At 63.4% G+C, this 23,730-nt stretch carries 19 protein-coding genes; 3 read left to right on the top strand and 16 right to left on the bottom strand.

Annotation, left to right across the window (positions count from 1 at the left end):
- From HMPREF2990_RS08520 to HMPREF2990_RS08510, 3 genes are all read right to left on the bottom strand, one after another.
- Positions 1-3,843 (bottom strand): hypothetical protein (locus HMPREF2990_RS08520; protein ID WP_083317094.1); only part of this gene is annotated, 3,843 nt, incomplete at its 3' end.
- Positions 3,844-4,466: 623 nt separating this feature from the next.
- Positions 4,467-5,549 (bottom strand): ATP-grasp domain-containing protein, encoded by a 1,083-nt coding sequence (locus HMPREF2990_RS08515; RefSeq protein WP_070764062.1) that lies wholly within the window; start codon positions 5,547-5,549, stop codon positions 4,467-4,469.
- Positions 5,550-5,614: 65 nt separating this feature from the next.
- On the bottom strand, positions 5,615-6,904 hold the full coding sequence (locus HMPREF2990_RS08510) for an adenylosuccinate synthase (protein WP_038592590.1): 1,290 nt from the start codon (positions 6,902-6,904) through the stop codon (positions 5,615-5,617).
- A 50-nt stretch (positions 6,905-6,954) separates the two neighbouring features.
- On the opposite strand from HMPREF2990_RS08510, the gene HMPREF2990_RS08505 reads away from it, so the two are divergent.
- The gene (locus tag HMPREF2990_RS08505; RefSeq protein WP_070764060.1) at positions 6,955-7,878 is read left to right on the top strand and encodes a class II aldolase/adducin head domain-containing protein; all 924 of its coding nucleotides are present in this window, start codon (positions 6,955-6,957) and stop codon (positions 7,876-7,878) included.
- A gap of 379 nt (positions 7,879-8,257) precedes the next feature.
- Positions 8,258-9,130, top strand: a complete 873-nt coding sequence (locus HMPREF2990_RS08500) for a PRC and DUF2382 domain-containing protein (RefSeq protein ID WP_070764058.1) — start codon at positions 8,258-8,260, stop codon at positions 9,128-9,130.
- A 30-nt stretch (positions 9,131-9,160) separates the two neighbouring features.
- Here the strand turns inward: HMPREF2990_RS08500 and HMPREF2990_RS08495 are convergent, their stop codons facing one another.
- The 8 genes from HMPREF2990_RS08495 to HMPREF2990_RS08460 form a co-directional block, all read right to left on the bottom strand.
- The gene (locus tag HMPREF2990_RS08495; RefSeq protein WP_070764056.1) at positions 9,161-10,330 is read right to left on the bottom strand and encodes an FUSC family protein; all 1,170 of its coding nucleotides are present in this window, start codon (positions 10,328-10,330) and stop codon (positions 9,161-9,163) included.
- An 88-nt stretch (positions 10,331-10,418) separates the two neighbouring features.
- Positions 10,419-11,453 carry a class II fructose-bisphosphate aldolase gene (gene fbaA, locus HMPREF2990_RS08490; RefSeq protein WP_070764054.1) on the bottom strand — a complete coding sequence of 345 codons (1,035 nt, stop codon included), beginning with the start codon at positions 11,451-11,453 and terminating at the stop codon, positions 10,419-10,421.
- A gap of 54 nt (positions 11,454-11,507) precedes the next feature.
- Positions 11,508-12,629 (bottom strand): glycoside hydrolase family 76 protein, encoded by a 1,122-nt coding sequence (locus HMPREF2990_RS08485; RefSeq protein WP_083317093.1) that lies wholly within the window; start codon positions 12,627-12,629, stop codon positions 11,508-11,510.
- A 173-nt stretch (positions 12,630-12,802) separates the two neighbouring features.
- A complete protein-coding gene (locus HMPREF2990_RS08480) occupies positions 12,803-13,456 on the bottom strand; it encodes a TrmH family RNA methyltransferase (RefSeq protein WP_070764050.1) in 654 nt (217 codons plus the stop codon).
- Positions 13,449-13,991 carry an orotate phosphoribosyltransferase gene (pyrE, locus tag HMPREF2990_RS08475; protein WP_070764048.1) on the bottom strand — a complete coding sequence of 181 codons (543 nt, stop codon included), beginning with the start codon at positions 13,989-13,991 and terminating at the stop codon, positions 13,449-13,451. Before pyrE ends, HMPREF2990_RS08480 begins: the two co-directional genes overlap by 8 nt.
- Positions 13,992-15,263: a type III secretion system chaperone family protein gene (locus tag HMPREF2990_RS12965; RefSeq protein WP_070764046.1), complete on the bottom strand. Its 1,272-nt coding sequence runs from the start codon at positions 15,261-15,263 to the stop codon at positions 13,992-13,994.
- 36 nt (positions 15,264-15,299) lie between these two features.
- The gene (locus HMPREF2990_RS08465; RefSeq protein ID WP_070764044.1) at positions 15,300-16,142 is read right to left on the bottom strand and encodes a sulfurtransferase; all 843 of its coding nucleotides are present in this window, start codon (positions 16,140-16,142) and stop codon (positions 15,300-15,302) included.
- Between the two features lie 55 nt (positions 16,143-16,197).
- A complete protein-coding gene (locus HMPREF2990_RS08460) occupies positions 16,198-16,611 on the bottom strand; it encodes a DUF4265 domain-containing protein (RefSeq protein WP_038592622.1) in 414 nt (137 codons plus the stop codon).
- Positions 16,612-16,679: 68 nt separating this feature from the next.
- Between HMPREF2990_RS08460 and panB the strand changes: the two genes are divergently transcribed.
- Positions 16,680-17,498, top strand: a complete 819-nt coding sequence (gene panB / locus HMPREF2990_RS08455; RefSeq protein WP_070764042.1) for a 3-methyl-2-oxobutanoate hydroxymethyltransferase — start codon at positions 16,680-16,682, stop codon at positions 17,496-17,498.
- On the opposite strand, the gene panC is transcribed toward panB, so the two are convergent.
- The 5 genes from panC to HMPREF2990_RS08435 form a co-directional block, all read right to left on the bottom strand.
- Complete coding sequence (gene panC, locus HMPREF2990_RS08450) at positions 17,495-18,292, bottom strand: pantoate--beta-alanine ligase (protein WP_070764040.1); 798 nt, start codon at positions 18,290-18,292, stop codon at positions 17,495-17,497. The genes panB and panC overlap by 4 nt on opposite strands.
- A 333-nt stretch (positions 18,293-18,625) precedes the next feature.
- Positions 18,626-19,030 carry a type II toxin-antitoxin system VapC family toxin gene (locus HMPREF2990_RS13345; protein WP_070764038.1) on the bottom strand — a complete coding sequence of 135 codons (405 nt, stop codon included), beginning with the start codon at positions 19,028-19,030 and terminating at the stop codon, positions 18,626-18,628.
- 12 nt (positions 19,031-19,042) lie between these two features.
- The gene (locus HMPREF2990_RS12730) at positions 19,043-19,339 is read right to left on the bottom strand and encodes an antitoxin (protein WP_141757853.1); all 297 of its coding nucleotides are present in this window, start codon (positions 19,337-19,339) and stop codon (positions 19,043-19,045) included.
- 313 nt (positions 19,340-19,652) lie between these two features.
- Positions 19,653-22,208 (bottom strand): ATP-dependent chaperone ClpB, encoded by a 2,556-nt coding sequence (gene clpB, locus HMPREF2990_RS08440; RefSeq protein WP_070764036.1) that lies wholly within the window; start codon positions 22,206-22,208, stop codon positions 19,653-19,655.
- 128 nt (positions 22,209-22,336) lie between these two features.
- Entirely contained in the window at positions 22,337-23,662 is a 1,326-nt protein-coding gene (locus HMPREF2990_RS08435) for a sodium/glutamate symporter (protein WP_070764070.1), read from the bottom strand.
- Between the last annotated feature and the right edge of the window lie 68 nt (positions 23,663-23,730).

The following is a 23,730-nucleotide window of genomic DNA, read 5'->3' as shown; positions in this document are numbered from 1 at the left end:
ATCCTCAACAGTCACCGTAATCGGACCATCGACGCCAATGCCCGGGGTCACGACGATGTTGCCGTCCTCATCAACTTCAACCGCAACGTTGTTGCCGTCTTCGTCCTCAGCAGTCACCTTGGTGTCTGCGTCGGGGTTGTTCACCTTGACGCCGGTCGGCTGCTTCTCGTTCGTCGGCTTCACGGTGTTCGGGTCATCGGTGCCCTCCACCGTAGTTGCGTTGTCGTTGACAACTTTTTCGTGGCCATCAACCGGAACTTCAACCGTGACTGGTTTGTCGAAATCCGGATCATCAACCGTCACAGTAATCGGGCCGTCAACGTCCGTACCCGGGGTGACCTTGATTTCACCGGTCTTCGAATCGATCGTGACAGGGATATCCTTGCCGTCTTCGTCCTTTGCCGTGACCTTGGTGTCCTCACCAGGGTTGGTAACCTTCACACCGGTGGGTTGCTCGTCGTCGGTTGGCTGAACGGTCTTCGGATTATCAGCACCCTCAACCGTAGTCGGATTGTCGTTCTTGCCCTTCTCGTGGCCTTCAACGTCAACTTCGGTTACGAGCGGGGCCTCAAGCGACGGGTCATCAACGGTGACCGTAATCGGCCCGTCAACATCAGTACCCGGGGTAACAACAACGTTGCCGCCCTCATCCAGCTTTGCTGGGATGTCCTTGCCGTCTTCATCCTTCGCAGACGCCTCGGTCTTCTCGGTCGAGTTCTCAACCTTGATACCAGTGGACTGCGCATCGTTGGTTGGCTCGACAGGCTGCTTGCCGGACTCGTCGAGTTTCAGAGCATCTTCAGCGGGAGGCTCCGGAGTCGTATTGTCCTCAGGCTTGCTGTTCGGATCGTTCGGGTCGGTGCCCGCATCGATTTCATCCTTATCGGAAACACCGTCGCCGTCGGAATCCGATTTGTTCGGATCCGTCGGTTCACCATTGTTCTTCGAACCGTCGAGCTCTTCCTTATCGGTCAGGCCGTCACCGTCGGAATCCGGGTTGTTCGGGTCGGTACCCGCAGCTTCCTCTTCCTTATCGGTCAGGCCGTCACCGTCGGAATCACGCGCTGCATCCTTGACAATGAGCGGGAACGTCTTCGTGCCGACAGCGTCACCATCAGTGACCTTTACGGTGATGTTAAAGACAGCGTGACCGTCCTCGGTCACAATGTCAGCGGTGTCCTTGTTATAAGCAGGGGTACCGGTGATCTTGCCGTTGTCATCAATGGTGATTCCCTCAGGTGCACCAACGAGCTCGTACGTGGGGTTGGACAGCTCCGTACCGTCAGCTGCCTTGGCAGAAACCTGGATCGGGTCAATGGCCTCATCGGACCAGGCCTCTTGGCCTTGAATCTCTTCAACGACCAGATCCTTAGGAGCCGGCTTCTCATCACCTGCTGGGACCTGAACAACGATGGTGTCGGTGAACTCTTCGCCGTCGATAGTAGCGGTAACCGGCAGCTCAAAGACCTGAGCCGGGGCACCCGGTTCCTGCTTCGGAACGGTGATAGTTGCGGCACCCTTCTCATCGAAGGCCACGTCTGTGCCCTTAGGGGCCTTGGAGGTATCTGCCGTGAACGTGGAGCCCTCAGGCAAGGTATCCACGGCCTCACCGTTGAGGGTCAGCTTCGGAGAGACCGTAGCGGTGGCGTTCTCGCCGTCCACGGCAAGGCTCTCCAGCGCTGGGTAGTCAACGCCGTAGGTGTTATCGGTCCCAGGAGTCTCCGGCTCCGGCGCCGTAGTAGCTTCGACAGTTGCCGTTGCCGGCTCGGACGGCTTCTTACCATCCTCCGTTGCCACGGCCTTAATCTCGTCATCGGCCTTGAGCTCTTCGTCCGCAGGAACGTCTACGGTGAAAGTGCCCGGCTTGTCCGGATCCTCAGTAGCGGTGACTTCCTTACCAGACGGCAGGGTCACTTTCACCTCGCTGCCTGCAGGAGCCGTAACGGTGACCTTCGTATCATCAGCCTTTACCGGAGCAATGGACGGGGTCTTGGTCGTCTCGGTCGGGGCATCGGTTGCTTTGAAAGCACCACCCTTGGTGCGCTCGCCATTCGGGGACTCCGCAACGAGAGTGTACTCCGTGTTGTTTTCAAGCGTGAGCTCGGCTGATTTGAATTCGCCCTTCTGGATTGCTGCGACGTCGTCAAGCGATGCAACGTCGATAGCGTCAGCAGCCTCATAGTTAACGTTGCCGTCTTCGTCTTCGCTCAGCTTGTCAGTCGGTACAGCGACAATCTTGACCGGCGCGGCGTCAGCATTCGTGACATCAAGGAGCGGGATGTCGTTGCCCTGAGTGTCCTTATCCTGCTCGCGGGTAATGGTGCCCGACAAAGATTTGGGCTTGAGAGGAACTTCCTTCTTATCCGGCTGCGGAGCGGCTGGGAGGAAGGACTTCGCGTCTAACGGATCGGTGTCATCGGTAAGGACCTCGACATCGTCGCGGATACCATCGCCGTCGGTATCCGCAGCCGACGGGTCGGTACCCAGATCACGCTCGTAGTCGTCTGTGAGTCCATCCCCATCGGAATCCGCGATGTTGAGGAAGTCAGACTTGAGCGTGTTCCTCAGCAGCGTCGGCTCAGCGCCGCCGTCTTGTTTGTCGTCGTTCGGCAGGGTCTTAGGCCACTTGTCCGTAAAGTCCACCGAGATCCACGAGCGGGTATCAATGCGTTTACCGTACGGGGAATTGGCAAGGTTGTCCGCGCCTTCTTCGAGTTGGTACTCGATGGTAAAGCTACCGGTGGCGTTAGCTGCGATTCCCACGATGCTGTCCATGTTGGCCCACACTTGGTCCTTGGTTTTCCCGTCAATGCCGGGTTCGTGGGGTTTATAGGACAGTTCGGGGCGAGTTGCGGTAGTCGCGAACCCTGTCTCCTTGTCGAAGTCCATCTTCCACTTCTTCGCTTTCGGAAGCGGATTGCCTTCGATGTCAGACATGTAGACCGTGACGTCGGTGATGTGCTTCGCTACATCAGGGCTGATGTACTCATTAAGAATCCAGTTCCAGTAACTGTTGCCACCAAAATTCCTACCTGCCATCGTGGCGGTGGTAGTGGACTTGATGGAGCCCGTCTCCTGATCATACTTCAGCTGCTTGGAGATACCATTGTGGTACACATTCTCGCCGGGGCCCTCGAAGGTGTTTGAGGGAACGCCGTCTACTTGTGCAAGCTGACTCTCGCTAACGATATTGACGTGCTGCACGGAGTTATTGTGGATTCGACCATCCTTGCGAATCCAGTAGTAGTCAACCTGCGAACCCTCTGCTGGAAGGTCAAGATCCTCAATCTTCTTGCCATCCTTCAAGAAGATCTGAATGTAGGACGCATACGGGACGCCAGATGCGCCAGGAAAGTTCTTAGCGTCTTCGAACTTCAGTCCCCACTCAGAGCCGTTTGGGTCACGCTTGGCAAATGAACCCTGTTGGTCACCATTCACACCCACCAGCTCAATGCGGGCGATCTGGGAGTAGAGAGCCTCATCACGGAAGCGGATGAACTGACCGTTCGCATCCGCATCCCCATCCGGGGTCTTACCGGCGTTCCAAACAATCTTCCTCAGATGCGGAATCTTGAATACGTACTGCGGATCGTTTTGCTGTGCATCCACAAACTCCGGTACAAGGCCGACATAGAGCAGGCCGTCGTTCTCACCGTTGTCGTAGATTCGCCCGGCATCCGCAGGAATGTAGTTACCGTCGGCGTCGGTAATTTCAGCAGCGTGAGCCACCTGAACGGTATTCGGAGCTGCGATCGGCTGCGCAAAAGGAGCAACAAGCGCAAGCGAAAGCGCCGCTGCGGCAATAGAAGTCCCGCGACGGCGGGAAACCTTTTGATTCTTCATGCTGTGAAGTCTTCCTTCCACAAAGATGTTCTGAACAAAGAGAAAGTCCGAAGGCACGGAGGGCGAACACCCAGGTCAGCCATTAGCGGACACATCCACACCGACTTTCACACCTCCAAATCTAGTAAAAATCGCCTGCCACCTATCCAGTAGTTTTTCAGCCCCAAGTACGGTCTCAGGTTCAAACTCCCCGCCAAAGCTGTAGCGTCAAAAGCAGATACGCTACGACTGAGTTGCGCTTTCACCCCGCCACAGCCCGGAATCTTCACCCAAATCACTCAAAAGCTCCCCAGCAGCATAGGCAACCATTCCGCGACAGAGGCCAGGTCAACACTCAGCTTTCTTTTACTTAGGGTTCGAACTGTAAGATCCTGCCCCGCCCTGAATAGCCATCTCCGCAAGCCTCAAGTCACACATTCAGTCACTTTCCAGAAGCTAAGCCCTAAAAAAGCCACATCCAGCACTCTCCGCGATCACCCCAACACCATTATCGGTCAGTCCTGTTACGAACGTCCATATTTTCAGAGGCGAGCAAAATTAAATTATTCTATGAATAGCCATCACAGCCGGTTTTTACCCCCGGCATGGGGTACGGAATGGGTCAAAGCCCCCGAGCAACGGGGTTACTCCCCCACTTCCAGGTAGCCCGCAGCTTCTGCCGCGCGAGCACGCGCCTCGTCTACGGTGTCCGCAGTTGCCAGCACCATGACAGTGTCTTCATGTACCTGGACCGTGACTTCCTCTACCGCCATTGCCTGCGCGATCTGGTCGGTAGTGGGGTTCACGCCGTGGAGGAAGGTGGCGGCGCCGGGGGAGGTGAGCGTGACGTCGATAGGCAGGCCCGCGGTGGCTCGTGCATGCAGGTCGAACTGGTCTACGCGCTGCGTGCCGCGGGTGAGCAGGCCGTCGGCGTCGGGGCGTGGGGTGGCCTGGGAGAAGTAGACCTCGTCGCCGTCGACAAACAGCTCAATCGAGTACACGCCGCGGCCCGCGATGGCCCCGCTGATGCGCGCTGCGATCGAACGCGCGTTATCGGCGGCCGCCTGGGAGAGCGCTGCGGGCTGCCAGGTCTCTACGAGTTTGCCGTTCGCGTGGCGGGTGCCGATGGGCTCGCAGAACCACGTGGCCAGCTCACCGGTCGCCGGATCGATGGAGCGAGCCGTGAGGATGGTGACCTCGTAGTCGAAGTCGATGTACTGTTCCACCGCCACCGGCTCGGTCTCGCCGGATTCGGACTCGGAGGCGGCGTGCGCCTTCGTCCACGCGGCGCGCAACTCTTTTGGCTCGCGCACGACGGATTGGCCCTCGCCCGCGGTCGAGCGGCCTGGTTTGACCACCAGTGGGTAGCCGACCTGCTCGGCACACGCCTCGAGGGCTTCGAGGGAGTCGGCGAACTGGTACGCCATCGTCGGCAAGCCGAGCTCCTCGGCCGCGGTGCGGCGCACGCCCTCGCGATTACGGGTCATGCGGCAGGCCTCCACCGTGGGGAAAAGCTCGCAGCCGGTGGTCTCCACCAGCTCGCGCAGCTTGGCCAGGTCGGTGTCCTCCCCTGCCACGGTGATGTCCGGGGTCATCGCCCCCGGCGCGCCCTGGGCGAAGGTGCCCACCTGCACCTCATAGCCCAGGTGGCGGAACGAGGACGCAAGCTCCTCCTCCACCTCAGACGTGCCCAGAATCAGCACCTTGGAGCGCTTCGCCGTAGTCATAGGCGCATACTCTATGCCTCGACATTGCCCCGGGCAAACAGGCGCGCTGGGAAAACGCCGCTGGGTTAGCGGGCGAGTACGTCGTTGCGCACGATGGTCTGGTCGCGGCCCGGGCCTACACCGATGTAACTCATCGGCGCGCCCGAGAGCTCCTCGAGGCGCAGCACGTAGTCCTTGGCCTTCTGCGGAAGCTCGTCGAAGGAGGTACAGCCGGTGATGTCCTCGTCCCACGCCGGCATGGTCTCGAAAATGGGCTCGGCGTGGTGGAACTGAGACTGGGTCAGTGGCATCTCATCGAAGCGCTCGCCGTCGACGTCGTAAGCCACACAGATGGGGATCTCACCGATGCCGGTGAGCACGTCGAGCTTGGTAAGGAAGTAATCGGTGAAGCCGTTGACGCGCGCGGCGTAGCGGGCGATCACCGAGTCGTACCAGCCGCAGCGACGCTTGCGGCCGGTATTCACGCCGACCTCACCGCCGACCTCCTGCAGGTAGTCGCCCCACTTATCAAAGAGCTCCGTGGGGAACGGGCCCGCGCCCACGCGCGTGGTGTAGGCCTTCACGATGCCTAGGGAGGCAGTGATCTTCGTCGGGCCGATGCCCGCGCCCACACAGGCGCCGCCGGCGGTGGGGTTGGAGGAGGTGACGAACGGGTAGGTGCCGTGGTCCACGTCCAGCATGGTGGCCTGGCCGCCCTCCATGAGCACGTGCTTGCCTTCGTCGAGTGCCTTGTTCAGCGTGTACTCCGCGTCGATGACCATCGGCTTGAGACGGTCGGCGTAGGACATGAAGTAGTCCATCACCTCGTCCGGCTCGATGGCCTTGCGGTTGTACATCTTGACCAGCATCTGGTTCTTCACATCGAGTGCGGACTCGATTTTCTGGCGCAGGATCGACTCATCGAAAATGTCCTGCACGCGCAGGCCGACACGCGCGACCTTATCGGCGTAGGTGGGGCCGATGCCGCGGCCGGTAGTGCCGATCGCGCGCTTGCCCAAGAAGCGCTCCTGCACCCGGTCCAGGGTCTGGTGGTACGGGGCGACCATGTGCGCGTTGCCCGAGATGCGCAGGCGGGAGGCGTTCGCGCCGCGGGCCTCAAGCCCGTCGATCTCCTCGAAGAGCGCCTGCAGGTTCACCACCACGCCGTTGCCCAGAATCGGGGTGGCGTTCTCACTCAGCACGCCGGCCGGCAAGAGCTTCAGCTCGTACTTTTCGCCGCCGACCACCACAGTGTGCCCGGCGTTGTTGCCTCCGTTGGGCTTAACCACATAGTCGACCTTGCCGCCGAGGATGTCGGTGGCCTTCCCCTTGCCCTCGTCGCCCCACTGGGCGCCCACAATGACGATGGCGGACATGTTGACTCCTTATATAGGCAGTAATCCGCGCTTATTGTAGCGTGACCCGTATGCGGCTGATTCATTGCGCGTGCGCAACCACAATTACCATCCCCGGTGCCGAGCACCACGATGTCAGCGAGGTGCCCTCGCGCAAGGAGCTACGCTTTCTCGACGCCGCCGCCAAGGACGTACTGCCGGAGGACCCCACGCCGTCCTTGGCCGAGATCCAGGCCTCGCCGAACGTCGCGCACATGGGCGAGCCCGGCCCGGCCCCGCAGCAGCCGAGCGAGCGTTTCCGCGTTGTGGTTTCCGGCTCGGACAAGGCGCTTGCCGCTGTACTTACCCGAATGATGCGCGGGGACTACCTGTGGGCGGAGGTCGCGTACGTGCCGGTGGATACGCACTCCCCCGCTGCGGTGGGCTGGGGGCTGGCCGGGCTGAATATTGAGGAACTGCGTGCTCTCGCCGCCGAAGGTCCGGTGACGCCGTCGCCGTGCGTGCGGACCGATACGGGTGATGTGGTGGCTGGCGCGGCCGCGATCTACCGGGGTGAGGGGGATGTGGAGTACGTGGGCGAGATCGTCGTGGATTCGCAGCGCCTGGTGTACCGCAGCGGCGAAGCGCCGTCGGCGCGCTTTTACGGGCAGTTCGGCGCGCGGCTGGTGCCGACTGCCGGTGCGCCGGGGATCGCGTCCACGCCGATCGTCACGCCGCTGGTGACTACTGGGCCGGTGTCCAAGCGCTCGCCGGAGAAGCTGGAGCGGATGAGCCGGAATGCGCTGCTGCGCGGTTTGACGCGCGGGGCGGGCGTGGCACCGGGTCAGACGGACGGGTCGCGAGTACTCACCGGGCGCGCGCTGCAATCCGGTGGCGAGGCCATCACCGTGGAGTTGGACGGGGTGCGCCGCCCACGCACGGTCGAGCGGGTGACCTTTTACCGACACTTGCGCGACATCCAAAGCGTGAAAAAGGGCCCCACCGAGACTATGTGAGATAACTCACATAGGAGTTTTTCTACGCTGGCGGTGAGCGAGATGTTACCTCGCCGAGACATTGGGCGGGCGACTCGCAAGTAGCGCATGTTGTCCAAGTTGGACATTTTCGCAGGTCAGCCGGTTTGCCTGGCGATTGTACCGATGGTTTGAAGATGTGTCACCCGTCCGTATGTTCGGTCAGCGATTTTTGGCCAGTGGGCGGTCGGCGGCGCTGCACGTTTGCCGCAACCGCCTTACGTTGGGTCTTGTTCGCAACGCAGCGGAGCACACACTCCGAATTGCGAGAAGCGACACCGCCCCCGCGGCTAGCGGTGGGTGGGAGCAATTAGTTAGAACCCAAGAATGAATCCGAAGCACTAAGGAGCTTTTCCACACCATGACTGCAACCAATCGCATTGAAGATCTTGCAAACGCAACCGCTTTTGACGTTGATGGCGACAAGGTAGGCGGCGTCCAGGACGTCTACGTTAACGACACCTCCGGCCAGCCGGACTTCGTCTCCGTCAACCACGGCCTGTTCGGTGCCGGCACCTCCATCGTCCCGCTGCGCGGCCACACCCTGCGCGACGGTGAGCTGCACCTCGCATTCCCGAAGGATCGCATCAAGGACGCACCGGATCTGGACGAGAACGGTCACCTCACCACCGACGACCAGGATGCCTTCTACCGCCACTACGGCCTGACCGAGACCAAGGACGTCACCACCTACGACACCGGCCGCCACGCTGCTGCTGGTGCAGGCGCTGCTGGTGCGGCAGGTGCGGCGGGCGCTGGTGCCGCTGCTGACGAGCGCCGTGACGTCGAGACCGACGCTGCCGCTGCTGGTGCCGCCGGTACCGGTGCTGCTGCAGGCGCTGCCGCGACCGACAAGGACGCCATCATCCGCTCCGAGGAGCAGCTCAACGTACAGAAGGACCGCGTTGAGTCCGGCCAGGTCCGCCTGCGCAAGTACGTAGTCAACGAGACCGAGACCGTCGAGGTCCCGGTCGAGCGCGAAGAGGTTCGCGTTGTCCGCGAGCCGATCACCGACGCCGACCGCGCAAACTTCGACGGCAAGATCGGCGAGCAGGAAGCATCCGTCACCCTGCACGAGGAGCGCGTGAACGTGACCAAGGAGTCCGTCCCGGTGGAGAAGGTCTCCCTGGAGAAGGACACCGTCAAGGACACCGAGCGCGTCTCCGAGGAGCTGCGCAAGGAGCGCTTTGACACCGATGGTGTTGAGGGCGTTGTCGACGGCGACAAGAAGTAAATTCTTACCGCTTTCAGTACCCGCCTGGCTTTACTCGTCGTAAAGCTCGGGCGGGTATTTTGGCGTGTGCGAGGTCGGGGCGAGCACCGCCACCGCCGACTCGCGCGACATGCCGCTGGCCTCCAGCAGGTCCACGATGAGCGAACGGGTCTGCGCCAGGATCGCGTAGGCCGAGAGCACGGCGTCTTCGGGCAACGCGTCCATGGAGGCGCGCTGGCCCGCCACGCGCAGCTCGTTGACAATGCGCGGAATCGCGATCGCCTGCGCACGGCGAGATTCGACCTCGTAGACCTCGGAGAACTCCAGACAGATCTGCGAGAGCGTATCCAGCAACTCGATCTGTTCCTCGGTCACCTCGTCCCTGTCCTCGCACAGCACGAGCGCCCGGCGCGCCAGCACGCGAGTGGTGCGCACGGCGTTATCCACCGGCGGGATCACGCGCGACAGCGAGTTGATGTAGCGGCGCACGCCCCAGAGGAACGGGGAGATCCGCGTGGACTCCTTGCCGGATTTGACCGCAGAGGCCATCTGGTCGATGTCGGTTTGCGAGCCGCGGATGGACTCGAGGGCCTCGTCGATGATTTCGGGATCGCCGTTGGACAGGCCCGACGCGACGTCGTCAAGCACTGAGCTCAAGATGCCCATTACCTTCGCGATCTCGGCGCGGGCACCCTGCATCGGGGCTTGCGGCAGCACAGCGAGGGTGGCCATGGAGACCGCCACGCCGATGATCGCGTCGATGGTGCGGTCTAAGCCGGTGACTTCCGCGCCTGGCGGCATGATCGTGGCAATCAGCACCGAGCCGATCGCCACCTGGTTATTCACCAGCTGCGACTTGGAGAAGAACGACGCGATGACCAGCGCGCCTGAGACAATCAGCGCGATCTGCCAGCCGCCCTCCCCCAGCCGGTAGAACAACAAATCGCCGACCAGCACGCCGAGGATACAACCAATAGCCAGATCCCACGCCTTGGTGAGCCGGTCGCCGCCAGTCATGCCGATCATGATGATGACAGAGATCGGGGCGAAGAACGGGCGCTGGTGGTCAAAAATTTCCTTCGCAATCCAGTACGCAATGCCGGACGCGAGACCGATCTGCAGAATCGGCAGCATCCGCTTGCGCACCCGCAGCACCCGCGACTGCAGGGACTTATCTACCTGCTTCAGGCGCTCGCGCGTACTCATCCTCTCTTTGGCCATGACCAATACCCTAGCCCCTCACCGGCTGCCCAGACACGCGAAAGCGCCGCCCCTGGGATCAGGGACGGCGCTTGGGATGCCTTGAAGCTTACTTCGACACAGAGCGGCCGACAGCGTGCAGATCCTGGCACGCCTCGATGACGCGCTCGGTCATGGCGGCCTCAGCCTTCTTCAGGTACGAACGCGGGTCGTAGGCCTTCTTGTTGCCCACCTCGCCGTCGACCTTCAGCACACCGTCATAGTTCTCAAACATGTGCGAAGCCACCGGGCGGGTGAACGCGTACTGGGTATCGGTGTCCACGTTCATCTTCACCACGCCGTAACGCAGGGATTCCTCGATCTTCTCCTTCTCGGAACCCGAGCCGCCGTGGAAGACGAAGTCGAAGGGGCGAGCGCCCTCTTCCAGGCCCAGCTTCTTCGCGGCGACCTTCTGGCCCTCGTCCAGCACCTCAGGACGCAGCTTCACGTTGCCCGGCTTGTACACGCCGTGGACGTTGCCGAAAGTGGCTGCCAGCAGGTAACGGCCGTTCTCGCCGGTGCCCAGGGCATCGATGGTCTTCTCGAAGTCCTCCGGGGTGGTGTAGAGGTTCGCGCCGGCCTTTGCCTCAACGCCGTCCTCTTCGCCGCCGACGACGCCGATCTCTGCCTCGAGGATGATGTTGGCCTTGCGTGCCTTCTCCAGCAGCTCCTGCGCGATCTCCAGGTTCTCATCGATCGGCACCGCGGAGCCATCCCACATGTGGGACTGGAACAGCGGCAGCTCGCCACGGTCCACGCGCTCCTGGGAGATAGCAATCAGCGGACGCACGTACTCGTCCAGGACCTCCTTCTGGCAGTGGTCCGTGTGCAGCGCAATGTTCACGTCGTAGTGCTGGGCGATCTCGTGTGCGAATGCGGCCAGGGCCAGGGCACCCGCCACCTTGTTCTTCACGCCCAGACCGGAACCGAACTCAGCGCCACCAAGGGAGAACTGAATGATGCCGTCAGACTCAGCCTCGGCGAAGCCCCGAATCGCCGCGTTGATGGTCTCAGAGGACGTGCAGTTGATGGCGGGGAAAGCGTAGCCGCCCTTCTTTGCACTATCCAGCATCTGGTTGTAGACCTCAGGAGTAGCAATTGGCATGGGGAAAAACCTCCAAAGTTGCGGGTAGGTAGTACGTGTTCCAGTATGCCCTTTTTACAGCCCCGGTGCATTGGGAATTCTTGCCGCTGCCTCAAGCAGCATCCATCCCGACAGTTGGACGGACAAATCGCGCTCATCAATCCGCAGAAGCCCGACCGCTTCGCTGATACTCGCCGGGCCCAGCCCGTAGTTGTGCGGCAGCTTCGCATCCTCGGTCCACTCGGCGGCAAACACCGGCAAGCCGTCGACTTCGAGGCGGTGCTGCCACAAGGACTCTGCCGACGCACGCACGAGGCGGGCGGCAACCCGCTTCGTGGCGATGTTTTCCCGACTGTCCTCCGGCATCCGCACCGCGACCTCGGCCAGGTAGCGGGCCAGAATGCCTTTGAACAGGCCACCGTCGCCGTCGCCGGACTCGTACTTCGGGCTGATGATCACGCCCTGCGGGGTAGCGAGGTGCAGCGCGATCGCCTGCACAATCGCGCGGATATGCGTGATGTAGAACACGGAGGCGTCGGCGCGCTCGGAGTTGGCGAAAGAATCGATCGGCTCGTCGTGGGCCAGCCCCACCTCGTCGCGAAGCGCCAGCGCGATCTCCAAGCTCGCGCCGAGGACTGTGCCCTGGTTGTAGGTGTAGATCTTCTCCACCACCTCCGGGCCGTGCATGCGCATGCGGATGCCGTCCTCGAGCAGGCCGTTCTCACGCACAAGGTTGTCAAAAATCCAGTCGAGCACCTGCCGCGACTTGTCCAACCGGCCCGTACGCGCGAACAGGATCGCCGCCGGGCCGTTCGAGGGAATGTTGTAGAAGGTCTCGCCGCGACGCCAGGGCAGCACGCCCGTGACCGGGTCGATGCCCGCGAGCAGGTCGAACTCCAGCTGGTTCAGCGCCTTCGTCCGGCGCACCCCTTCGAGCGCCAACGCACGGTTCCACGCCAGCGCCAACCACGCCTTATCGTCGTAGTACTTGTTGGCCGTGAGCTTGCCGCCCGTGCGGTAGTTCATCGCGCGCAGGGTGTGCTGCACACGATTCCGCCGCGCCTTCGTCGGCTCTCGCAACGCCGCATCCACCTGACAGTCCAGGTAGTGCGCCTGCCACCAGTAATGCCAGTGCCAAAAGAGGCGATCCTTCGCCCCCGGGGGCCAGGTGACTACCGCCAAATTGGTCCGCGGCATCTTCCACAACTTCTGCGAATGCCGCTTGTGGATGGCCTGCTCAGCTAAATCGGCACGCCGCGGCCACGGCGACGCGGGTTCTGACACATCTGCTCCCAACACCTACAACGAGCTCGTACGATCTTTATATTGCCAGAGCAGGCCGGAATGTTGCAGAGAAATATCCAACGGGTTTACCAAGCCTGGCCAAGATCCGCGTGCTGACGCACCCACGCGTGCATCGCGATGCCCGCGGCCACGCCCGCGTTGATGGAGCGCGTCGAGCCGAACTGCGCGATCGAGCAGGTCATGCTCGCCGCGTACTGCGTCTCCTCCGTGATGCCGGGCCCCTCCTGGCCGAAGACGAGCACGCAACGCTCGGGCAGCTCGGCCGTTTCCAGCGGGACGCACCCCGGGGTGTTGTCGATCGCCACGACTGGGATGTCCTCCGCTCGCGCCCAGGCGGCGAAATCCGCCACGGTTTCGTGGTGGTGGATGTGCTGGTAACGGTCCGTGACCATCGCGCCGCGGCGGTTCCACCGCTTACGCCCGATGATGTGCACCTCTTTGGCCAGGAAGGCGTTGGCGGTGCGCACTACGGTGCCGATGTTCATGTCGTTTTCAAAGTTCTCGATCGCCACGTGGAACGGGTGGCGGCGCGCGTCGAGCTCCGCCACGATCGCGTCCATGGACCAGTAACGATAGGCGTCGACGACGTTGCGGCGGTCTCCATTGGCCAGGAGTTCCGGGTCCAGGCGGGCGTCGTCAGGCAGCGGGCCCTCCCACGGCCCGACGCCGTGGCGGCCCTCATTCCATTCGGTCGGGCCTTTCGCGGATTGCTCAGGCAAGGCCCAGATCCTCGAGACCGAGCAGGAAGCGGTACTCCAGCCCGGCGTCCTCGATCACCTTCGCGGCACCGGTCGCGCGGTCGACCACCGTGGCGACGGCGACGACCTCAGCGCCCTCCGCGCGGCATGCCTCCACTGCGGTCAGCGGGGAGTTGCCGGTCGTGGTCGTGTCCTCCACCACCAGCACCTTCTTGCCCACAATGCTCGGTCCCTCGATGCGGCGCTGCATCCCGTGCTTCTTCGCTTCCTTGCGCACCACGAAGCTGTCGATGTCGCGGCCCTGCGCGTGCATCACCGCGGTGGCAACCGGGTCCGCGCCCAAGGTCAGGCCTCCGACGGCGTCGAACTCGAGGTCTGCGGTCAGCTCGCGCAGCTGCGCGCCGATCAGGCGAGATGCCTCATGGTGCAGGGTGGCGCGGCGCAGGTCGACGTAGTAGTCCGCCTCCTTGCCCGAAGACAGCGTGACCTTGCCGTGGACAACCGCCAGCTCCTTGACCAGGTCTGCAAGCCGTGCTTTGTCTGCTGTGTTGCTCATCTACTCTTCCTCTTTCTCTGGGTCCTTCGTCGGCGCGTCGCCGAAAATCGACGACGGTGCCTGCTCACGCCGCACACGCGTGAGATCAGTGGTCTGTTCCTCCGGCGCGCCGTCTGCGATCGCGGTGACCTCGTCGCCGCCGAGGTCGCTGTAGTCCACCTGGCCGCGCACCGCGCCGGTGACACGGGTCGGCATCTCGAGCGGCTCGTCCGGGCGCTGCACGTGCGGCTCCTCTGGCTCCGGGCGCGTGACCGGTCGCAGCTGCGCGTGTGCCTCCGGTGTGAGCGTCTGCTCGGGCATGTCGCGGGTGGCGAAACCGAACTCGATCTGGTCGGCGGTTTCGGGCGGGAGGGTCCGCGCAGCGTCGGCAAGCAGGGCGAGCGGCGCAAGGGTCGCGTCCCACTCGGCCGCGGCCGAGGAGCGATCCATCTCTGCGAGCACCCAATCGGACTCGAACCACGCGGCGGTCACTGCCTCCGGCAGCGAGGAGAGTGCGGTGCGCACCCGCACGTCCAGGAAGCGTTCGACCGCACCCGCGTGCGTGCCGAGCACGGTGAAGCCTTCGGTCTCGGTCACGGTGATGAGGTCGGCGGAGGAATCCGCGTGGAAACCCTCGCGGCGCATATCTACGACCACGTCACTGATCCGGCCGGTGTCCATCGCGATGACGGTCACCCCACCCAGGTCCATGACGTGGGTGGAGTGGCCGTAGATCGAGCCGGAGGCGATGTCTTTCGGCGTCGCGCCCGCAGCCGCAGCGCCGCGCTGCCACTCTCCGACCAGCTCATCGCTGTGCTTGGCGAAGGAGAACCCGTGGCCCTCCGCCCAGGCCCTGCGCTCGCGGCGGGACGCGCCCGGGAACTGCAGGCCGGACTTCCGGTGCGCGCGTGGGGCGGGCTTGGGGGTGGGGGTTGGAGCTGGGTCTGGCTCGGGAGTCGGCTCGACAGGCCCAGGTTCGGCTTCCGGTTCCGGTTCGGGCTCGGGAGCCGGCTCTGGTTCCGGTTCTGGTTCTGGCTCAGGCTCGACAGGCTCGGGAATCAGCTCAGGTTCTGGAGCGGGCTCCGGAATCGGCTCCGGCTCGACAGGTTCCGGCTCAGGCTCCGGTTCCGGCTCGGGCTCAGCAGGTCCAGCTTCGCGCGCAGGCTCGACAGCCTCAGCAGGCTCGACAAAGTCGGCGGCGTCGCGGGAAGGGCGCTCGCGGGCGTCGCTAAGCCAAAGCGCGACTCCGGCCGCTATGACGAGCAGCGCTACAACAATGAGTAAAGGTGCCATCGCGAACTGATGTTACTGCCTTGCCGGGCGCGGCCGTTACACGTCCGTGGCAATCGGGTTGGACTTCTCCGCGCTCCACTGCGACCAGCCGCCCACGTAGTGCGTGACCACCGGCAGGCCGACGTGCTCCATCACCGCGATCAGCAGCGCAGAGTGGTTGCCGGAACCGGAGTAGACGATAACGTCGGCCGGGTCGGTGTTCTGGGTCAGGCCTACTTCGGCGAGGCGGCCGCGGATTTCCTCGACCGAGCGCAGCGTGCGCGTCTCCTTATCGAACAGGTCGTAGACCGGCAGGTTCAGCGCGCCAGGGATGTGGCCTGCGCGCAGGTCCAGGTTTTCTTTGCGGCCGGCGAAGCGGTCGGCCCCGCGGGCGTCGATAAGCAGGCCCTCGAACTCGCGCACCTGCGACATCTCCGCAGTCGGCATGCTGCCCGGGTGGGTGGGCACGTGGCGCTTGACCGCGGGCGAGCCGGGGCCCGCGAGCGTGTGGAAGCCGCGGCGATCCCAGTCGGCGAAGCCGCCGTCCAGAATGTGGACGTCCTCGATGCCCATCCACCGCAGCACCCACCAGGCGCGCGCCGCGTACAGGCAATTCCCCTGGTCATAGGCGATCACCGGGCGGCCGGGGCCGATGCCCCACATGCGGATCGCCCGCTCCACTACCTCGGGCGCGGGCAGCGGGTTGCGGCCGCTACGCGAGCCGGGCAGGCCAGCGAGATGCGCGGCCGGGTCGCAGAACTGCGAGGTCGGGATATGTTCGGACCGGTACTTGGACACGGCCTTGCCTTCCTCAGGCTCCCACAGGGACGCGAGGATGGTGTTCTTCTCCCCGGCGCGGATGCGCAGCCGGAGGTCTTCCGCGGAGACAAATACGCTCATGGCTGCCAGTGTAACCGGCGGGCGCTCACCCCACAGGCCAACGCTTTTACGCAGGCTAGGCCATGTAGCCGGGAGCCTGCTGGATCACACCGTCCGCCTCGAGCCCATCGAGCCACTCGCGGATGCCCTCCATCGGACAGTCGGGGCCAATGCTCGCGGCGAGCATCCCACCGGGGCCGATCTCCACGCGGCACCCGAACGCCAGCAGCGTCTCCGCGATCTCGTGCGGCTGCTGCTCCTCCGGCAGGATGCGCATTGTCGACGCCCCGCCGCGCACCAGCACCCGGTCAACGTGCCAATTGCCACCAACGCGGACGCACTCGACGATGTCGCCGACGGCCAGCGAGACGTCTACAAAGGGGACGCTCGCCACCACGAAGTGGTTCCCGCCCAGGTTGTGCGCGGCCAACTGCTCATTTTCCACCCCGGGCATAGCCACCCGGGTGAGAATGGTGGTGGGGTACTGCATGCCTCGCAGCCTACCGCGCGCGTCAAGTGGGTGGGGGTGTTTTGGGTTGGGCGGGCTAAGATGACCGCGTGACGAGTTACCTTGCCCCTACGAAGAAAGTCCGGGTCGCTGACCTGGCACAAAAGAAGGTCACAGGCGAGAAGTGGGCCATGCTCACCGCCTATGACTACTCCAGCGCCCGCGCGTTCGCCCAGGCCGGCATCGAATGCATGCTGGTCGGCGACTCCGCGGCGAACGTGGTCTACGGCTACGAGACCACCAACCAGGTCTCCGTCGACGAGATGGTCTACCTCGGCGCCGCCGTGGTCCGCGGCGCGGGCAACGCCCTGGTCATCCTGGATCTGCCCTTCGGCAGCTACGAGGCCAGCGACGAGCAATGCGTCCGCACCGCCACCGACATGATCCGCCGCACGGGCGCGCACATGGTCAAGCTCGAGGGCGGCGTACGCATCGCCCCGCGCATCCACGCACTCAAAAACGCAGGTCTTGCGGTGTGCGCGCACGTCGGCTTCACCCCGCAATCAGTCGACAGCCTGAGCGGCTTCAAGGTGCAGGGCCGCGATGAGAGCGCCGCGCAATTGCTTGCCGACGTCAACGCCGTCGCCGACGCCGGCGCCGACCTCGTCGTCTTCGAAATGGTGCCCGCCGCGCTCGCTGCGAAACTCACGCGCGATTGCCCCATCCCCACCGTCGGCATCGGCGCGGGCCCGGATACCGACGCGCAGGTGCTGGTCTGGCACGACATGGCCGACCTGCCGGAAGGCGACCACCGAGCGCGCTTCGTCCACCGCTTCGGCACCATCGGCGCCGATCTCACCGCCGCAGCCGCCGCCTACAAACGGGCGGTGCACACCGGCGAGTTCCCGGCTTCGGAGCACACCTTCTAGCTAATTTGGATCGGCGCGTTGTCCAACAGGCGGGTCGAGCCGACCTTGGCAGCCACCAGCATGCGGGCCTCACCGGTGAAACCGGCGGGGAGTTCGCCCAGGTCGGGCGTGGTGGTGACGAGGTAGTCGAGGGTGAGGGCGGGTGTGGCGTCGAGAAGCGAGCGGGCCTGCGCGAGACTCCCGGTCTGCAGCGCTTTGGGGAGTGCGAGCGCGGTCTGACGCTCGGCGGCGCTGAGGTAGCGGTTGCGCGAGGACAGGGCGAGGCCGTCGGCGTCGCGCACGATCGGGCAGCCGTGGATGCGCACCGGCATGTGCAGATCCTCGACCATCTGCCGGATCAGCGCGAGCTGCTGGTAGTCCTTCTCACCGAAGAATGTGTCCGTGGCGCCCGTGAGCGCGAACAGCTTCGCCACCACCGTAAGCACGCCCGCAAAATGCGTCGGACGGCTCGCGCCCTCCAGCACCTGGCCGAGCGGGCCCGGGTGGATCGTCGTGCGCGGGCCGTGCGGGTACATCGTCTCCGGGCTGGGCGCGAACACGGCCTCGACGCCCTCCGTCTTCAGCTTTCCCACGTCTTCGGCGAGCGTGCGCGGGTACGCGTCCAAGTCCTCGCCCGGCGCGAACTGCAGCGGATTGACGAAGATACTCACCACCACCGGGTTGCCCAGGGCCTTCGCCTGCTTGACCAGGGCGAGGTGGCCGTCGTGGAGCGCCCCCATCGTGGGGACCAGGGAGACGGGGGCGGTGCCGATGAGGTCTTTGAGCGACTCCGGCGTGTGAACGAGGTGTGTCATGTAGATGATTATGGGCCTGGTGGTGGCCGGGCGTGGCTTGGGGTTGTGGATGGTCTAAATGGAGCTAGCTCCATTTGGGGTCGTGGCCGGAACGCGACCTGGGGTTTTGCACCGGTGGGCGGCCTAAATGGAGCTAGCTCCATTTAGCGTCGTGGTCGGAACACGACCTCGGGCTCCTCCCGGGGACTCCCCACGTGCCCGCTTACACGCTTACATGACGAAACCTGCACGACGAAGACCCCGTGTCGCAGCACGCCGCTCCTCATCCTTGCGTCGCAGCGGCACCCCAAGCAACTCATCCCAGTGGAGGATTCCCCATCCTCGCAGCTTCCATTACCCTGATCGCCAATTCTCCACCACTAATCCGGGAACCCGAGAGAACTCTGCTGTGTTCGCTGTTACGAGAACCAGACCGTTGCTGACCGCCTGAGCTGCGATCCACAGATCATTCGCTCCGATAGGCGTACCTTTGTCCAAAAGGCGAGCCCTTATACTCCCATAAGCTGCAGCGCAACCTTCATCGATCCCTACCGTCGCACGGCCATGAAAAAGGATGTCGTATGTTCGTCGGGCTAGTTCGGGGTTCCGAGATCGCTCGATCCCTGCCACAATCTCCCCCAAGACAACCATTGAGAGCAGCAAGTCATCATTCGAAACGGACGCAGCCTTATTAATGAGTCGGTCTTCTCTACCACGTTCTATGTCGATCCACACGTTGGTATCAAGCAAATAGCCCATTACCCGTTCCTTCTAACGGTGGTCAGTGGCACCAAGGTCGCTAACCACCGGAATGGGATCAAGCGGCAAATCGCCAGTCTCATCGATGAGGCCGTCGCTTATGTCGTGTGCCTCCTGAAACTCTCGTAACCGTGACACCACGGCTCCAAAGTCTTCACCCAAAGGTCGAAGAAGAAGCCCTTCAGGCACTTTCTCAATCGTTGCATTTTCCGTATCGATCCGAAATGCTGCTGGGATTCTTACAGCCTGACTTGTGCCCGATACAAAAACAGTTGCCTGCAGTCGTTCGGGATATGTACTCCTAGTCATGGCAAGCTCACCTCCATTCAAAATGTTGGATAGCTACGAGAATATACCTCCTGTACTGCCCCAACAAGGACCTTGGCTGAATGGTCTGCTTGAAGTTGGCCGCAAAGACCAGCTCCTTCCAAATAGAAGATGATGCGCCATTAGCAATCAGTGCCCCTGTGCACCGCACGCAAAAGGAGCTAGCTCTATTTGGCCGACCAGCTGAACCGCGACCTGCGGTTTTGCACTGGCACAGCATGCAAACGGAGCTAGCTCCATGTAGACGAATGCCGGGCGGCCATCCCGGAAACGGCCAGCCGCCCGGCCCCGGCCCCTACGCCGCGTCGACGGTGAGGTGCTCGCCGCCCTCGGCAACGTCCACGTTGACGGTGTCGCCGTCGCGGACGTAGCCGGCGAGCAGGGCCTTCGCGAGCCGGTCGCCGATGGCCTGCTGGATCAGGCGGCGCAGCGGGCGCGCACCGTAGGCCGGGTCGTAGCCGCGCTCGGCGAGCCAGGCTTTCGCTGCGTCGGAGACGTGGAGCGTGAGGCGTCGAGAAGCGAGGCGATCCGCGAGCGAACCGAGCTGGATGTCCACGATGCCCACGAGTTGCTCGGCCGAGAGGGCGTCGAAGACGACCACGTCGTCGAGGCGGTTGATGAACTCGGGCTTGAAGTGGTGCTTCACCGCGTCCATGATCTGCTCGTGGCTGCCACCCGCGCCCAGGTTAGAGGTCAGGATGACCACCGTGTTGCGGAAGTCCACAGTGCGGCCCTGGCCGTCGGTCAGGCGTCCCTCATCAAGGACTTGCAGCAGGATGTCGAAAACGTCCTGGTGGGCTTTCTCGACCTCGTCGAAAAGCACGAGCGAGTACGGGCGGCGGCGGACGGCCTCGGTGAGCTGGCCGCCGGCGTCGTAACCGACATAGCCCGGAGGGGCACCGACCAGGCGGGAGACGGAGTGCTTCTCGCCGTACTCGGACATGTCGATGCGGACCATGGCCGTCTCATCGTCGAAGAGGAACTCCGAGAGTGCCTTCGCCAGCTCCGTCTTACCCACGCCCGTGGGGCCGAGGAAGAGGAAGGATCCGATCGGACGGTTCGGGTCGGCGACACCGGCGCGGGAGCGGCGAACCGCGTCCGAAACCGCGTTGACCGCGTCCTTCTGCCCGACGACGCGGCCGGCCAGGATCTCCTCCATGTGCAGGAGCTTCTCGGTCTCGCCTTGCATCATCTTGCCCGCCGGGATGCCGGTCCAGGAGGACACGACCTCGGCGATCACGTCCGGGGTAACCTCCTCAGTGAGCATGGTCTTCTGCGACTCGCTGGCGCTCGCCTCGGCGTTCGCGACCTGTGCTTCCAGCTCGGGGATCCGGCCGTAGCGCAGCTCAGAGACCTTGGCGTAGTCGCCCTCGCGCTCCGCGATCTCGGACTCGTTGCGCAGCCGCTCGAGCTCCTCCTTGGCAGACTGCACCTTGTCGATCTCGGCCTTCTCGTTGGACCAGCGCGTCTTCAGCTCGCCGAGCTTCTCCCGCTGGTCGGCCAACTCCTGGCGCAGATCCTTCAGGCGCTGCTGAGAGGCCGCGTCAGATTCCTTCTGCAGGGCGATCTCCTCGATCTCGAGACGACGGACGATGCGCTCGAGCTCGTCGATCTCCTGCGGGGAGGAGTCGATCTCCATGCGCAGGCGCGAACCGGCCTCGTCGACCAGGTCGATCGCCTTGTCCGGCAGGAAGCGGTTGGTGATGTAGCGGTTCGACAGCTCGGCCGCGGACACCAGCGCGGAGTCCTGGATGCGTACACCGTGGTGCACCTCATAGCGCTCCTTCAGCCCGCGCAGGATACCGATCGTGTCCTCCACGGTCGGCTCCCCCACGTAGACCTGTTGGAAGCGGCGCTCGAGTGCGGCGTCCTTCTCAATGTGCTGGCGGTACTCGTTCAGCGTGGTGGCACCGACGAGGCGCAGCTCGCCGCGGGCCAGCATCGGCTTAATCATGTTGCCCGCGTCCATCGCGCCCTCGCCGCTGGCGCCGGCACCGACGATCGTGTGCAGCTCATCAATAAAGGTGATGATCTCGCCCTCGGCCGAGGTGATCTCATCCAGCACGGCCTTCAGCCGCTCCTCGAACTCGCCGCGGTACTTCGCGCCCGCGACCATCGAGCCCAGATCCAAAGAGAGCAGCGTCTTGCCCTTCAGCGACTCCGGGACATCGCCCGCGACGATGCGGCGGGCCAGGCCCTCCACGATCGCGGTCTTACCCACGCCGGGCTCACCAATAAGGACCGGGTTATTCTTCGTGCGGCGGCTGAGCACCTGGACCACGCGGCGGATCTCCGAGTCACGCCCGATCACCGGGTCGATCTTGCCCTCGCGGGCGCGCGCGGTTAAGTCCGTGGAGTACTTCTCCAGCGCCTGGAACTGATCCTCCGGCGCCTCGGTGGTGACCTTCTTGTTGCCGCGAACGGACTGGAAGGCGGCCTTAATCGCCTCAAAGGTGGCGCCGCGCTTGGTCAGAAGCTCTGCGGCCTCGTCCTTGCCGCGGGCGATACCGGCGAGGAGGACTTCGGTGGACACGTACTCGTCGCCAAGTTGCCCTGCCAGCTCTTGCGACGCATTGAGCGCGTTGAGCGCATCGCGGTTGAAGTTGGGGTTGGCCATATTCTGGCCCTCCGCCTTGGGGTAACCGGCGACCAGCTCGCCCGCCTCGCGCGCGACCGTGTCCGGATCAACACCGGTGGCCTTGAGCACGGGGGCGGCAATGCCGTCTTCCTGCGTAAGAATTGCCTGGAGCAGGTGCGCCGGGCGAATATCCGGGTTCCCTGCCGCGGAGGCCTTCTGCAGCGCCTGCTGGATTGCCTCCTGCGTCTTGGTGGTGGGGGTAAAGGATGCCATGGTGCATCCTCCTTTCCGTGTGCGTTCATTTATATGGTTTGTCTACCGGTTTACCCGGTCTACTCCCTATAACGCACCCGAAGTTGAGTCTGTTCCACTCAACGTGAAAAAAGTTGCGCGGGGTAGACTCAAGCCCCGCTGGATCTCGCGGCTTGCTCCTTCACTGGCACCCACTTCGAGGTAAATGCCAAGATCACCACGCCCACCGCAATGGCGAAGGAGACCCAGCCGAAGCCGGTGACAAAGCCCGCGATCACCGCAATCGGCGCGAGAATGGTCATGCCGATCTCAAAGGGCGCAAAGCCCACGTACGCCACGCCATACTCGTTGAGCGTGCCGGATTTCAGCTTCGGGTCCACCATCTTCAGCAGCGCGATACCGGTCGCCACCGCGGCAGTCGCCCAGCCCCAGCCGAAGATGCCGCGCTCCAGCCAGTGCTCGCCGAAGAACAGCGGGCCTGCCCACAGCATCCACACCACGCAGAAGATGGTGCCGAGGACGAACAGGAGCAGCAGCGCCTGCCAGTAGCCCGCCAGCGCCGCCGGGATAATCGAGGCGATACCGAAGGCGATCATGTAATCGGTCGCCGCACCAGAGATGGTGGTGATCGTGTCGCGGTCCAGGTAATTCGACTTACCCACTGCCTTCAACAGGCCACGACCAACAAGGCCCACCACGAACGACATAGCGAACAGCGGGATGGAAACGTTCTCCCACTGCCCCTTGATCAGGTTGTTCAGGGTGTAGGCAATGAGCACCGTGAACACAACGAATCCGCCGTGCAGCGCGAGCGGTTCAATCGAGGACGGGTTGGTGGTCGCCCGACCGATGGAGGGACGATCGTCTTCATTATCGATGTAGCCGGTGCGCAGCTCCCGCGGAAGGTCACCCTGCAGCTGGTCCGCCTTGCCCTTGCGGATGCCCCAGTTCGCCACGATCACGCCGCCCACGATGGCAACGAGCGTGCCCACCGTCGCCGCGGTAAAGCCAATCGACGACGCGTTTTCCACCCCGATACCCTCCAGCGAGGAACCGACCGCCGCCGCAGTACCGAAGCCTCCGACGAAACCGACGGGCAGCATCATGCCGAACCAGGGCTCGGTACCAAACAGCGGCGCGAACAGATACAGGCCGAGCAGGATGAACAGCCCCCACTGCCCCATGAACATCGACGTGGAATACGCCCACATGTTGCGCGCGCCCGTGGCCACAGAGCCGCCGAGCTCCATCGAGTACGCCATCGAGGCGAACACCACCGCAATCAGCAGCGTCGTGTACGTACCAACATGCTCTGACCAGTTGATCAGGCCGAGCACCTCTTGCCCCAGCACAAGCCCGATGAGCCCGGCGGTGATCGGTGCAGGCAGAAGCAGCGCCTGCAGCACCTTCAGCCTGTTGCGCAGCACGTTGCCCACGATGAGTAGCAACGAAATCCAGCCAATGTCGGTTAGCATTGTGTAGGGCGTAAATTCCACCGCTACCCACCTTTCTCTTCACTGTTTTATCAGTCACATTACCCTGT

Source organism: Corynebacterium sp. HMSC071B10, assembly GCF_001814825.1.
GTDB lineage: Bacteria > Actinomycetota > Actinomycetes > Mycobacteriales > Mycobacteriaceae > Corynebacterium.
Note: the sequence above shows the minus strand (reverse complement) of the source record. Positions and strands in the feature narration are given on the sequence as shown.